The 14,312-nt window shown below is 34.1% G+C and carries 15 protein-coding genes; 7 read left to right on the top strand and 8 right to left on the bottom strand.

Going from position 1 to position 14,312, the window contains the following annotated elements; translation table 11 throughout:
- The first annotated feature begins 341 nt into the window (after positions 1-341).
- From Q5N69_RS05940 to Q5N69_RS05925, 4 genes are all read left to right on the top strand, one after another.
- The gene (locus Q5N69_RS05940; protein WP_304367945.1) at positions 342-557 is read left to right on the top strand and encodes a DUF6500 family protein; all 216 of its coding nucleotides are present in this window, start codon (positions 342-344) and stop codon (positions 555-557) included.
- 69 nt (positions 558-626) lie between these two features.
- Positions 627-938 (top strand): hypothetical protein, encoded by a 312-nt coding sequence (locus tag Q5N69_RS05935; RefSeq protein WP_304367944.1) that lies wholly within the window; start codon positions 627-629, stop codon positions 936-938.
- A gap of 24 nt (positions 939-962) precedes the next feature.
- Positions 963-1,637, top strand: coding sequence for a DUF2982 domain-containing protein (locus Q5N69_RS05930; RefSeq protein WP_304367943.1), 675 nt, complete (start codon positions 963-965; stop codon positions 1,635-1,637).
- A gap of 136 nt (positions 1,638-1,773) precedes the next feature.
- Positions 1,774-3,045, top strand: a complete 1,272-nt coding sequence (locus Q5N69_RS05925) for an O-acetylhomoserine aminocarboxypropyltransferase/cysteine synthase family protein (protein WP_304367942.1) — start codon at positions 1,774-1,776, stop codon at positions 3,043-3,045.
- Positions 3,046-3,166: 121 nt separating this feature from the next.
- On the opposite strand, the gene Q5N69_RS05920 is transcribed toward Q5N69_RS05925, so the two are convergent.
- Positions 3,167-3,931 (bottom strand): glycosyltransferase, encoded by a 765-nt coding sequence (locus Q5N69_RS05920; RefSeq protein WP_304367941.1) that lies wholly within the window; start codon positions 3,929-3,931, stop codon positions 3,167-3,169.
- A gap of 195 nt (positions 3,932-4,126) precedes the next feature.
- Between Q5N69_RS05920 and Q5N69_RS05915 the strand changes: the two genes are divergently transcribed.
- Positions 4,127-5,023, top strand: coding sequence for a DUF547 domain-containing protein (locus Q5N69_RS05915; protein WP_304367940.1), 897 nt, complete (start codon positions 4,127-4,129; stop codon positions 5,021-5,023).
- 22 nt (positions 5,024-5,045) lie between these two features.
- A complete protein-coding gene (locus Q5N69_RS05910) occupies positions 5,046-6,488 on the top strand; it encodes a glycosyltransferase 87 family protein (protein ID WP_304367939.1) in 1,443 nt (480 codons plus the stop codon).
- Here Q5N69_RS05910 and Q5N69_RS05905 read toward each other — a convergent pair.
- From Q5N69_RS05905 to Q5N69_RS05875, 7 genes are all read right to left on the bottom strand, one after another.
- Complete coding sequence (locus Q5N69_RS05905; protein ID WP_304368088.1) at positions 6,482-7,024, bottom strand: DUF2064 domain-containing protein; 543 nt, start codon at positions 7,022-7,024, stop codon at positions 6,482-6,484. The two genes, Q5N69_RS05910 and Q5N69_RS05905, sit on opposite strands and share 7 nt — an antisense overlap.
- Before the next feature lie 234 nt (positions 7,025-7,258).
- Positions 7,259-8,017, bottom strand: a complete 759-nt coding sequence (locus Q5N69_RS05900; RefSeq protein ID WP_304367938.1) for a glycosyltransferase family 2 protein — start codon at positions 8,015-8,017, stop codon at positions 7,259-7,261.
- A gap of 268 nt (positions 8,018-8,285) precedes the next feature.
- A complete protein-coding gene (locus Q5N69_RS05895; protein WP_304367937.1) occupies positions 8,286-10,727 on the bottom strand; it encodes a TonB-dependent receptor in 2,442 nt (813 codons plus the stop codon).
- Between the two features lie 247 nt (positions 10,728-10,974).
- Positions 10,975-11,256 (bottom strand): hypothetical protein, encoded by a 282-nt coding sequence (locus tag Q5N69_RS05890; protein ID WP_304367936.1) that lies wholly within the window; start codon positions 11,254-11,256, stop codon positions 10,975-10,977.
- A 341-nt stretch (positions 11,257-11,597) separates the two neighbouring features.
- Positions 11,598-12,170: a glutathione S-transferase family protein gene (locus Q5N69_RS05885; protein WP_304367935.1), complete on the bottom strand. Its 573-nt coding sequence runs from the start codon at positions 12,168-12,170 to the stop codon at positions 11,598-11,600.
- A gap of 407 nt (positions 12,171-12,577) precedes the next feature.
- The gene (locus Q5N69_RS05880) at positions 12,578-12,994 is read right to left on the bottom strand and encodes an aspartyl protease family protein (protein ID WP_304367934.1); all 417 of its coding nucleotides are present in this window, start codon (positions 12,992-12,994) and stop codon (positions 12,578-12,580) included.
- Between the two features lie 293 nt (positions 12,995-13,287).
- A complete protein-coding gene (locus Q5N69_RS05875; RefSeq protein WP_185234710.1) occupies positions 13,288-13,644 on the bottom strand; it encodes a DUF2750 domain-containing protein in 357 nt (118 codons plus the stop codon).
- A 111-nt stretch (positions 13,645-13,755) separates the two neighbouring features.
- On the opposite strand from Q5N69_RS05875, the gene Q5N69_RS05870 reads away from it, so the two are divergent.
- Positions 13,756-14,312, top strand: a 557-nt coding sequence (locus Q5N69_RS05870; protein WP_304367933.1) for a transposase, incomplete at its 3' end; no start/stop codon positions are given.

Below are 14,312 nucleotides of genomic sequence, written 5' to 3'. Positions count from 1 at the left end.
AAACTAACTACACATATTTACCGACTAAGATAACAGATTAAAATATAACGGATAATTATATTAATATATTTCTTATTGCTTTTAGGAATATATAAATTAGCATCATACTAAAACGGTTTACATTAAGCCTTTTACAACAAGAGTTTCTGATGTATTGGGTCTAAATATGGCATCGGAGTTTACCAGTATTTGTAGATTATTGCTGCTCTTTTAAAAGCATTTATCAAGAATAAATACATATTCTTTTAAATATAATTGTTTTTATTGAATATATTATTGTTAGCGGTGATGATTAAAAATTAAAATCTTTTTAAAATACAATATAAGAACAAATAACCCTTATGAATGAATCTATTAAAGCAAAGATTATTGATGTATGTGAGCAAAAGATACAACAGAAAGGTGACAATGTAGGTTTGTCATTTTACGCATTTTTTAAAAACAAAAATACAGATCCACAACAACTAATGGAAGTTGCAACCTGGTGGATTATGACTGAGAAATTAGATCACTTTGAAAAAGCCGTTAAAATAAAGAAAATGGTTCAAGCTTTATAGCGCCTTAACCTTTAAACTCATAACGTTAATCCTTATAAAATCATAGTTCCTAATTTAAGAATCCAAACAATGAAAAAACCTAAAAAGATAAAACATTCTCAAACGACTCAAAAACTCGAAAATAGATTAATTGCGACAATAGAAAAAGTAAAATCATTATCAGAAGAGTTAACAGGCTTTGTTAATGTTAACTACACCGTTAAATATGATAATTTTCCTAACAGCTTATTAGTGCACTGTACTTTTGATACCGAGACAAACTTAGCTCAAGCAAAAGTTGAAGAAGTAAACTATCAAAAAAATCTTCATAAGTTACTTTTTAAGCAAGGTATTGTACTGAAAAACTCAAGTCACAATTTAGTGTTTATACTAGAATCATAAACTTAATGTATTGAGGTTATCTACTTGCAAAACCCAGTAGAAGAACAAATAACAATCAAACCTAAAACTAAGAATAATGGGCTTTTTCTTATTTGCTTAGGTGTAATTTTAATTTTTGTTAGTATGTTCGTTAACTTATTGTACTGGGACGAGTATAAAATACAGTTAATGTTGTTATTTTTAACTTGCTCGATTGTGCTATTAACAGGTTTTTTGAAATATTCAGAACCAGAAATCAGTTATAAATTAACTCGCCAGCAACTGTACTTTCATCATAGAAATGGCAATTGGAAGCTCAAATGGGAAAGCATTGTACGCTTCGGGCAACCCAGCGCTAACACCATTTTTGAAAGAATAGACTTACCTTATATTGGAATAAAGCTTAAAGACATGTCTCTAATTGCTGACAATATATCACCTCGTCTAGCTAATAAATTAATCCATGAACAACGAGAGTTATTGATATTAGCCGCAAGAAATAATGAAATAAAATTAGAGAGTGGTCTTATTAGCTTTGAGCCTTTCACCTTAAATCATAAGATTTACAAAGGCCCTATCGCCGCTTGGCTTTTTAGAACAGAGCAATTAAATCAGGTTTATGGATATCACCTTTACCTTCCTGATAGTGGTTTTGATAGAGACTTAGGGGATTTTTTAAAATTGCTAAAACAATGTAAAGAATACGCAAATACACTATAAAATTAAGATCTAACCTTACCCTTGGCATCTTTAAAGTCACAAAACATCTTCATAAAATCGAACGATAATTCAACAAACTATCAATAAGTGCTATAAATATATCCCCAATTTATTATAACTAAAAATGGAATATATAATGAAATTAGCCTCTTTAGCTTTACACCACGGATATGAGTCAGAAGCCACTACCAAAGCAGCTACTACTCCTATTTATCAAACCACCTCTTACACTTTTGATAACACTCAACATGGCGCTGATTTGTTTGATTTAAAAGTACCAGGCAATATATATACACGTATCATGAATCCAACAACGGATGTACTAGAGCAACGTGTATCAGCGATGGAAGGTGGATTGGCGGGATTAGCTGTAGCCTCAGGCATGGCAGCTATTACTTATGCTATTCAGGCTATTACTTCAGTGGGCGATAACATTATAAGTACTAGCCAACTGTACGGCGGCACTTATAACCTTTTTGCTCATACATTTCCTAGACAAGGGGTAAATGTTAAATTTGCTTCTGCTGATGATTTAGCGGCATTTGAAAACTTAATTGACGACAACACTCGCGCAGTTTTTTGTGAATCAATCGGTAACCCTGCTGGTAATATTGTTGATTTAGAAGCTTTAGCTAAAATAGCCAATAAACATGGCGTACCACTTATTGTAGACAACACAGTAGCAAGCCCTGTGTTATGTCGTCCTATCGAGCTTGGTGCTCATATTGTTATTCATTCACTCACTAAATACATTGGCGGCCATGGAACAAGTATTGGTGGAATAATTGTTGATTCAGGTAAATTTGATTGGGTAGCTAATAAAGAACGTTTTCCTATGTTGAATGAACCAGATCCTTCATATCACAATGTAGTTTACACAGAAGCTTTAGGCGCTGCCGCTTATATTGGTCGTTGTCGTGTTGTACCACTTCGTAATACGGGTGCAGCTCTTTCTCCTCATAGTGCATTTTTAATTATGCAAGGCCTAGAGACTTTATGTTTACGTATGGAGCGTCATTGTGAGAATGCTTTAAAAGTAGCTAACTATTTACAAAATCATGACAAAATAAATTGGGTAAATTACGCTGCCCTACCAAACAGCCCATATAACGATTTATGTCATAAAATCACCAGTGGTAAATCTTCAGGTATTTTAAGCTTTGGCATTAAAGGTGGCAGTGAAGCTGGAGGCAGATTTATTGATGCGCTTGAAATGATCTTACGTTTAGTAAATATTGGTGATGCTAAATCATTAGCTTGTCACCCTGCTTCAACAACTCATCGTCAACTCAATGCTGAAGAGCTTAAATCAGCAGGTGTTTCTGAAGACTTAGTGCGTATTTCAGTTGGAATTGAATATATTGACGACATTATTGCCGATATTGAACAAGCTTTAGCAAAAGCTTAATTATTATAGAAGGCCAGTTTTTTAATGAAAAATAAGGCTCAAAGCTCATAATAATCTATGGTTTTGAGTCTTATACGTTCTAGCTAATAACATGGCGATTTTACATATCAATATCATATAGCTATCGCAAAGCTTTAAATATGCCATCATCTTTTGTTAAGTGCTGACCTTCAATCCTAGTGTTTTGATATTGAGTATTAAGCTCAATACCTTTTTCATACTGTTTGTTGATCTTAGTATCTGAGCGTTTAAAGTAATATAACCATTTCATGTATTGATTAGTTATCGCTTGGATATAAATGCCGTTTGATTGAAAACGAACCGGCGATGTTTCACTAATAAAAGATAATCGCGTGCCTTTTGATCTTTCCCTAAGCCGTAAACACAATTCAGTATCTTCAAATATATCCACTTCAGGCAGCATACCTACTTCTAATAACAATTTTCTTGAGGCAAATAAACAATGATCAAGATAATAAACACTACGTTTATCACCACGAATATGATTTGAATACCAAGAAGTAAATTTAAGTAACCAATGTTTCATTGCAAACTTATGAGTAAAAGCTCCCCAAACTAAGCTTTCTTTTTGCTTAATCAGCCACTCTACGCCTTTAACATCAAGAATGCTGCGAGGATGATGTAATACAATCATATCTGCATTAGCATGAAGAATACCCACATTAAGTCGACCCGCTCGAGAAGCTATATTGGTTTTAATTACACGGACACCAGCAGCAGCAATAATAGTTAACGTGTTATCAACACTGCCGCCATCTACACAAATAATTTCGCAGTTCTGTAAATGGTTATAGGACTGTAGTATTTGAGCTAAATAACCCGTTTTGCTTTCATTTAAGGTGGGAATAATAATACTTAACATCATGTATTAGCTCTTTACGAATATTTCCTAGAGAAATAGAAAATAGGAAGATTAGGACATGATGAATTAATAGCTTAAATCGATGTTAGTCTTCAACCATAAAACAAAAATGTGATGAAATTGTTATAAATACAGTATAGAAGTTTACTCATAATCTCCATACACTTTTAGTCAAGTAATGATAAATAGAGTATGAATATGCGACTTATAAATAACCTTGCAGTAAAAAAAGTCATAATGCTTTTAAGCTTTGTGGCCATTCCATCTTTTACCGTTTTGTCTTCTGAATACGACAGATGGGAAACACATAATCCTGAAGAAACTAGTGTTATAAATCATACTCCAATGTCACAAGTTCTTAAATTTTTAACGGTAGAAGATGGTAATAATGCCAAAATGGCTTATTACCTAACAAAAGGTGGAGCTTTAGACTACATTGTAAATTATCGAAAATATTTAGAAAAAATCCCTGTTAGCTTACTTAATAAAAATGAACAATTAGCCTATTGGTTAAACTTACATAACATTGCCGTTATTGAAATGATATCAACCGACAATCGTTTAGCCAAAAAACTAAAGAAACTCCGTGGACAACCAGGTAATCCAGGCAAAGAATGGGCTAAAAAACGTTTAACTGTTGAAAACCAACAACTTTCATTAGAAGAGATTGAACAGCAAATACTTTTACGCTACTGGCAAGATCCACTTGTACTCTATGGAATTTTTTATAGTACAAAAGGCTCGCCTAATTTGGGTATAGAAGCTTTTCAAGGCTCAACGGTGTTTACGCAATTAGCGGGCATCGCATCTAAATTTATTGCGAATAAAAATAATGTAAAAATCAGTAATGATGAAGTAAAAGTATCTAGTTTATATGCTTGGAATAAAGACCGTTTGTTTGCTGGAGATGACAAACTGCTGATTGAACATTTACATAAATATGCACAAGGTCGTTCTGCTGACAAATTAAAAGATGTCGTACAAGTGGATGACTCTCATAAGTTTAGTTGGTCAACAATCGCCGAACGCAGACCAAGACAATCATCTGGCTTTGTTGGTAGTGGTGCTGGTTCGTATGTTGGTGGCGGTTCGTAATACTCGCCCCTTTCAATAGAAAGTGAATTTAACCATCAAAAAATACGCTTGGTTATTAATCAGTATTTTAGGGCTTGTATTATTAACAATACAGGCCTTCTCAACTCAATTTGAATATTTGATCCCTATATTAAAAAGGCCAACGCTACTAATTGTGATTTTGCTCGTTATCGCTGGCCTTATTTATTTAGTTATCATCAAAAATATATTACTAAAAAAAATAACATTTAATCTTGTTCCACTCTTTTTTATTGGCTTAGTGCTGCGTCTTGTATTTTTACAATCAACTCCTATTTATGAAGATGATTTTTACCGATATTTTTTTGATGGTAGTTTAACTACTCATGGCTTAAATCCTTATAACTATGCGCCTGAAGATGCTTTAAAAAAATCAGCACCTAACCGCAATAATATATTAGGTTTAGAAAATAAAGAGCAAGACGCACATCCAGATTTACATTTTTTAGCCGAGCAAAGCTTAATGGAACGTGTTGCTTATCCACATATACGCACTATCTATCCACCTGTCACACAAGCCGTATTTGCTTTAAGTTACGTTATCGAGCCTTTTAGTTTAATTGTATGGCGAGCATTATTACTAATTTCTGAAATTATTAGCTTTTTTCTATTAGTTAAATTACTTAAATGTATGAATAAACCCATGATATGGAGTGCGATATATTGGCTAAATCCGTTATTAATAACAGAAACGATTAATGCTGCGCATATGGATGCCTTACTTGTTCCTTTACTTTTATCGGCTTTGTTATTGGCTGCGAAAAAAAATTATCGTTTTGCTGGCTTAGCATTAGCACTGGCTGTAGGTGTAAAAGTATGGCCAATTTTACTTATACCTTCTCTTTTTAGACCTCTGCTAACAAAACCTAAAGAGTTATTAGTCGCTATACTCCCATGTCTTTTGACTTTAATCGTAGTGCTTATTCCACAATTATTGAGTTATACAAACGAACAGTCTGGATTAATGAACTATTCTCAATACTGGCGTACAAATAGTTTTTTATTTGGATTACTTGAAAACAGCTTGATCTATTTTGATGAAAACTTTGCATATTATTTTGGAGATCCTCAACAATTAGCTCGTTTAATTGTAGGTGGAATAATATCACTACTCGTTATATTTCAACTAAAAAATAGCTGCGAGCATATTGAACAACTCATTAAAAGTTGGTTAGTTATTATTACATGTTTATTTTTACTTTCTCCTACTGGATACCCTTGGTATTTAATTTGGTTCTTACCTTTGTTAGCGGTTAAACCTAGTTTACCTCTGCTATCACTGACAATGTTATTACCCTTGTATAATTTGCGTTATCCATTAAATGAACTTAATAAAACAGAATTATTTAACGATGTTTTTATACCATTACAATTTCTTCCACCCATTTTATTTCTATTTATACAATGGTATAGAAATAAACCTAAAATGAAGAGTTTACTTCAATAAACAAGCGCCTTTATTTTATTTAATAAGGCTTGTCTAGCTGGTCGCTTATCTGTTTTTAAATCTAAGAGTAGCTTTTGAAGATCAGCAACATAATCCACATCATAGCCAGGAAGGCTATATTTAACTGACAGTCTATGTTGTTTACATAGCTGTGATAATGTGACAGACAATTCATCTGTACTCCAAGGTAGTGTTTTCAATTCAGGCCAAGGAGTTTTGTTAGCCATAATAATTACCCCGCCATCATCGGCGTGACTTAAAACAATATCATTAGCATGTAATGCTATTAATGCTGATTCAAAATGTTGAGAGTTCAGTATAGGAGCATCTGTTCCAATAAATATTAATTGTTGATGTCCTTTAGCACGTAGCTTTGTATCAACGTAATTTAAGCGTTCACCTAAATTTCCTTGTTGATATATTGGTAGTTGAGGGATCACATCCGCATAACTTATCAGAGATTGCGCCCATTCAATATCAATCTCATCTGAACAAGCTATAACAACAGAGCCTTGCCAATTTTTTGCATCCTCAATCGCACAAACTAATAAGGCTTTAGCAATTTCAAAAGCACTATTTGCATTTGTACCTTCAGCTAAACGTTGTTTACCTTGATTTAATTTGGGGCGTTTACAAAAAAGAACCAGTGTTGATTCGCCAGAATGTAAGATGTTCGATGATTGAAGTGAGATAGTCAGATTACCCTAATAATAAAAATCTAAAATACTGGTTTAAATTATGGTTTTGGTTAATGGGCTTTTGCCCATTAGTTATTCATAACCACTCTTATTATTCACCTTTAGCACAGGAGCTCTAATGTATGATTGAGTAAAATACAGTTTAGCTATCATCGACAATATACCAATGCCAGCTTTAATTGAACCTGAGATAGTACCACTGATCTTTGACTCACCAATGCGTACTTTAGAATCAACAGGCTTCTCTATTACTTTCATACCTAAAATAATAGCTTTAACTTGCATTTCTACTGTCCAACCAAATGTTTTGTTTTCCATATTTAACATATCAAGGGATGTGAAACGAATAGCTCTAAAAGGACCTAAATCTGTAATTTTTTGCTGCCAAAACAAGGTAATTAAATAACTTGCCAGCCAATTACCAAACACTTGAGGTTTAGTTAAAGCACCTGACTCAATATTGCCCAGCGTTCTTGACCCAATAGCTAAGTCATTTCCTTCCACAATGGCACTTAATAATGGTAAAGCTTGTTCTGCAAAGCAAGAATCATCACCATCAACAAAAAGTACAATATCGCAACTAGGTAAAACTGACATTGCTGTTAAACAAGCAATCCCATAGCCGGGGCTATTTTGGCTAACAACTGTGGCACCTAAATCTCTCGCTATTTGAGCCGTATTATCTATAGAACCATTATCGCAAACAACAATATGGTCAATGACTTTTATTGTATCAACGGTTAATGCTATTAGCTTGTTGATAACAACACTAATAGCCTCTTCTTCATTGAGCGCGGGGATAATGACCGAAACTCTGTTTTCTTTGTACATTTACCCTCACAAACTGTTACGCATTAGCAGATAATGGTTAAACCAATTCTAACTTTAAGCTTAGCTTCATATAAACAATATGAACGCTATTACTCTATTTAACTTTCATTTATTTCAATTACTTTGTTTATTTTGAACCTTTTCTATAATCACAATAAAAAAGGCTCAAACACATAATCATCTTATGGTTTTGAGCCTTTAAATAGTGTTTTTATTCTTGTAGATAAAGTCGATTTTTAGAACTAGATCCAGTGCTAAAAGTTAAAAACTAGAAGCTACCTCTTACACCGAAGCTGATGCCTCTTCCAGGTAATGGTACGCTGTCTTTTAAGAATGATGAATGAACACGGGCATCTTCATCAGTAATATTATCCGCTTTTAAAAACACAACAAAGTCATTACCTATGCCATCTACATAATAATTAATGTTTGCATCAATCATAGTGTAACCGTCAGTTGATGTTTCATTTTCGGCTATTTTGTTTTGGTCAAAATAACGTTGAGCAGTTAATGTTGTTGAAAACTTCTCTCCCGTATAGCTAAGTTCAGAGCCGATACGTAATGGTGGAATTCTAGGTAAATTATCACCTGAAGTTAATTTAGCGCGAATATAATCACCAAACACTTTAGCCGTAAAGTTAGGTGTTACTTGGTAGATCAACTCTGATTCAATTCCATATAAGTCTACATCTGACTGTTCGTAAGCATAAATATCGAAAGCATCTTCTTCATGTTCATGATCATCTGCGTCATGATCTTCTTCTTCAAATATTTCACTGGTGAACCCAGTGTTACGTTGATAGTAGTAATCATCTATTCGATTATAAAAAGCACTCACAACAATACCAAAATCACCTTCAAACTTTCTGAAAGTTAAATCAGCGCTTAAGCTTGTTTCAAGGTCGATGTCATTGCCAGATAGTTCAACTTGACCTGTTGTGCCATTCACCTGATATAAAGCACCTAATTCAAAGGTACTTGTACCAATATGAGCACCATTTGAAAACACTTCACTTGCTGAAGGTGCACGCTGAGAATAACCAAAAGATACGCCTAGGTTATATCCTTGAGTGTAATTCCAAACAACGCCTAAAGATGTGCTTACAGGTGTAAAAGATTGATCACTTAGTTCGTCAGATAATGTAAGTGTGTTATCTAAAGCTCCAGCCTCAAGATTTATATGCTCAACACGTGCACCTACCTGCACTAAAACATCATCAAAATGCTTTTCTTCTAACCAAGCTAGTGCCAACATTGTTGTTTTTGATGGAGGTGTGAATGCTTCTTCACCAATGGCTTCAAAATCAGATTTTTTATAGTGTAATGTAAGTGCACCTTTCCAATCATCAATTGGTGAATGATAAAAATCGAAGCGTGATTCAAACATTTTATTTTTAAATGTTGTACCTACCTCACCATCTTCAAATTCTTGGTGCATATAATCAGTGTATGCAATTTTACTAGAAAGGCGATGAATCCATTTATTATCAAAAGTTAAGTCACTAAGAATTTGATATCTGTCTTGCTCTACTTGGCTAAAAACTTCTTCTTCATGCTCTTCTTCCTCGTGTTCATCTTCACCTTCTTCTTCATGCTCTTCTTCCTCGTGTTCATCTTCACCTTCTTCTTCATGATGTTCATGACCAGGTAGTCCGTATTTACGATCTAAATAACCGTAAGAAAAACCAATAAAACCATTATCAACAATATAGCTAGAGCCAACAGTAAAACCTTTTGCTCTTGAAGAAGAGTTATCTAAAGTATCAGATTGTTCCTCTTCATGATCATGCTCTTCCTCTTCTTCATGGTCTTCTTCTGCACTGAAAGAAGAAGGTAAATTGTAATCATTAGATTCACGATAAAAAGCGTCTACATGAAAAGCAACTGCAGCATCATTATCAAGCTCAACACCTGTATTAATATTAATAGATGCTTCGTTCTCGTCAGCCACATCATTATGTTTAACAAGATAATCTACCTGATTGTCAGTAGTTGTAGGGATTCTATTATCAACAACATTCACTACACCGCCAATAGCACCACTACCATAAAATAAAGTTGCTGGACCACGTAACACTTCAATTTGTGTTGCTGTACTGGCATCTGAAGAAACAACATGATCTGGACCTACACGTGACGCATCACCAACATCTAAACCATTTTGTGTGATCATCACACGTGGGCCATCTAAACCGCGAATAATAGGACTACTTGAAACAGGACCATAATAGCTAGAATGAATACCTAACTCACCTTTTAAGGTATCGCCCAATGTTGAAGCTTGCTTTAATCGAAGCTCATCACTTGATAAAACATTAATCGGTAATGCTGATTCAATAGAAGATGCATGTAATGGTGTTGCGTAAACATCAATATTTTCCATAACACTGTTGTTTAAAGTAAAAACTAAATCTGAGACATCTTTCGCCTTAACCGTCACATATTCTGAGAAATGACTGTAGTTTTTCGCTGCAATATGAAGTTCATATTCACCTGCTTCAAGGTCTAATAATTCAAAACCACCTTGCTCATTGGTAAGAACTTTTTTATTTGTATGATTAATACTAATTTCAGTATTTACAACGGGCTTTCCACGAGCATTAACGACTGTTCCAGAAATAGTTTGCGCTAAAGTTTGAGGTATAACCAACATACCTATAGTGCAGCATGAAAGCTTAAAAGCCGTTGTTGTTTTGTTAAATATTGTCATTGGGTGTTCCTGTGAACTCAAAAATTAATAATGCACCACGTTCATAATGTTTTTATTAAAAATAGAAACTAAACACCGCACTTAACTATTCAAAAACAAATGCTATTAGCATTGAAAGCTAATATATAGTTAATAACTTCGGTGTAATAAGTTTTAAAAAATTATGAAATTGGTATTAACATGTCACATAAACTGACATGGAAAAAATTAAAACTATCAGATAATTACCGTATTCGATTGGTAATTTTTATGAATAAACAGGAGGTGCTCTTAAAGGAGGTGTAACAGAGTTATTTAAATGAAAACTAAAAGCATAAATTTGAGGTGAATAAGACAAATAATAAAAGGTTAATTGTTGAAGTATTTCAACATTATTATCAATATTATCTATATTCTGCTGGCATAAATTACAATTTTGCTCAGCATTACTCGCTACATCAGATTTAACTAAATTTAAATGCTCTGCATGAATAACAAAAGAAAACAGCATAGCAATAACCAATAGCACAGGTATAAAAACCTGACGCATATTAATGTGCTGTGTTGTATTTGATGATTCAAAAAGTCGATTTAGCAAAGCAAAATTTTACTGAGTGTAATTTTGGTGTGATATTATAACAAACGTTATAATATCACAAGGATTGAGTGGTTTTAATCGCCAGTTTTTGACGTAAAAAAGCCTTTATTTTATTCCCAGTAAAAATCAATTATATGCGAGTAATCCATATGGGCGCTTAAGCAATATTATTGAAGATAATTAATCTTAGATTAAAATCATTACAAGCCTTGTAAACTCATGAGATAAAATACAAAAAAACGAACACAAGTGTAGCTTATATTCGTTTTTCATAATTTTACTTTAAAGCTTAACTAGCTAGTTTTATCGGGACTTGTTGCGTCAAATAACTCCCAAGTGTTAATCGTTGATAAAAACTCATTTAAAGCTGAAAACTCTTCTAGTGAAAAGCGATTACGGAATACACCCCAAGCTAACAAACACGCTAAGCGAAGTTGTCCGTCAGAGTATTTATGATCAGTAATATCTGTTGAACTTATTATTGTATTAAGCTCTTCTAAGCAGGCATTTACACGATTTTTCTGGCGTAACATGTAATCGTTATTTTCTGGCGTAACGCCACTATTACCAAGAATGAATAAATTAATTTCTGAATCAAGTGCTGTATTAGCTAATGTGTATAAATCAAAGTCAACAACATCAACAAAACCCGCTTGACCACTCTTTTGTTTGATATGCAGTAAAATACTGCTTGAGTCAGATAACGTTAAATCACCATCTTGTAAAAAAGGTACTTTTTTCGCGGGTGATTTTTCACTACTACTTGCATAGTCGGTATCAACAAGTTCAAAATCAATATTAGCGCTTAACAAAGCAATGCGACAATGTCTTACAAACGGTGATGTGTAGCTGCCATACAAGATCATATTTTTACCTTAATAAAAAGTGAGGAAGAAACTTAAATAATTATATAAATTAAAGAACAATAAAATATATAAATTGACTGTTTAACCTAAAGTTATGATAAGCGATTATGCCGAATATTGTTATTGAATAAAATAGCTTATCCATCCCATATTCGTTTTAGGCAAAAGCTATTATTAGGAGAAAACTTCGAAAGAAAAACCACATAACACCATCATCAGAGCGTTAGCATTTAAGTGTCTAAGAATATTATTTCGGTGTTGGAAAACAAGTACGACATATGATGAATAAACCTATCTAGAAGCGCTGAAAAACAAAGGTTCGCCGCTCTTAAAATATGCGGTGGAAAGTAAGCTTTAATACTTGCGGTCCACCTCAGGGCGTGTTGTTAGCATGTTGGTTAATTGTTTTAAGTAGAAGTAAGTACTATTTTATTTACGCCAAAATCAATTACTGCTTTGTATTTAGATAAAAATGGGGAGCCTAACAATCCATGGACACCTTTTTCTCCGCCCGCGACTTGCACATGCTCTAGATTTAAAGAAATAAAACTTGGATTTTCATACAAGGTACCACCCAGTTCAATTGCGGGTACCTCTATATCTCCCATTTCATGATCTGAAGTACCCAGCCCTCCCGCATTTTCCTTATTCGTTTTTTCTTCTATGCCCAATTCGGAAAGACATGCTCTATCTAAAACAGATGCTCCAGCCGCAGTATCCAAAATAAAACGCAATAATTTACCATTAATTTTTGCTTCAACAAATTGATGCCCAGTTTCTGATATTTCAAATTCAAGAAGTGTCTTCTTTACTACTAAATCCATTAAAAACTCCATACTTAATTATTTACACTGAATGCTAACGAGGCTGTAGAATTTATAAAAAATAACAAAAACACCTCTAAATCAGGGTATCAAATGCATTACCCACTTCGTGTTTGTATCTTATTTTGCATTACAGGAGCTTAATTTTCACCTGTTTTACACAAAACTATAAATTCTACAGCCTCAACGCCGCCAGAAACTGCCGGAGTGAATTGGCTGCTTTTTTGCGTGTTTTTGCAAAAAAGAAGACAGTTTACGGAGGTCAGATTTGCTGGCTTTGTTAGGAGCAGAACTCACAAAAAAGCCTCCACTTGTTTTATTACGGTTTCTGTTGGCATATCGAAACCGGACATATTTTTACCACTAAGATTTACGCCAACCACTCTATCTTTATTCTTGAGTATTGGGACAAGCACTTCTTTGAATGAATCCCAAGATATTTCTCTTGGCGTAAATTCAGACAACAATTCAGGGTTTAACTTTTTAAGCCTCAGAATCCGAGATTTAGACGACCAAAGAGGAAAGGACACTTTGTCCTCGCTAACATCGAACTCAAGTGCAGTGCCTTCGGAGTTTTCAGCAAACCATAAAGACTTATTCGATGATACCTCTTCATAGAATTTATTTGCTTGTGCTCCTGCGCTACTCATTTAAGCCCCCTAGACATAATGACTCCCCACGAGGCGCTAGCCTCCATATCGTGGGTTAATTTAAAATCAGAGCCATAATTAGTTTGTTAAATAACTAAAGCGGAGGCTAGCATGAATAACAATAGCATAATTTTTATCGGATTAGATACTCATAAAACATTTACACAACTCGCTGTTTTAAAAGACGAACGTGGCGCTAAACCCGACTCGTTAGGTAAAATAAACACCAATAAAGCAGCCTTTATTAAACTCGCAAGGCAACTACAATCTCAATACCCAAAAGCTACTCTGCATTTTATTTATGAAGCCGGCCCTTGTGGTTATTGGATTTATCGACTGCTCACAAGTTTAGGGCACTGTTGCTACATCATCGCCCCTTCCCTTATCCCTAAAAAACCAGGCGACAAAGTCAAAACAGATAAACGTGATGCAGCAAAACTTGCCAAACTATTTAAAGCAGAAGAGCTGACAACCATCTATGTACCTGAAGCGGAAGACGAAGCCATACGCGATTTATCTCGGGCTCGTGAAACCGCAATGAAAGATTTAAAAGATGCAAAGTTTCAACTTAAAGGACTGTTCTTAAGGAATAACATAAAATGTGATGTAAAAGATAATTGGTCTAATCAACATTTACGCTGGTTGACTGAATTAGTTTTACCTCATCC

Origin of the sequence: Pseudocolwellia sp. AS88 (assembly GCF_030551755.1) — a bacterium.
Lineage (GTDB): Bacteria > Pseudomonadota > Gammaproteobacteria > Enterobacterales > Alteromonadaceae > Pseudocolwellia.
The sequence above is the reverse complement of the archived record's forward strand: the minus strand, read 5'-3'. Positions and strand labels throughout refer to the sequence as shown.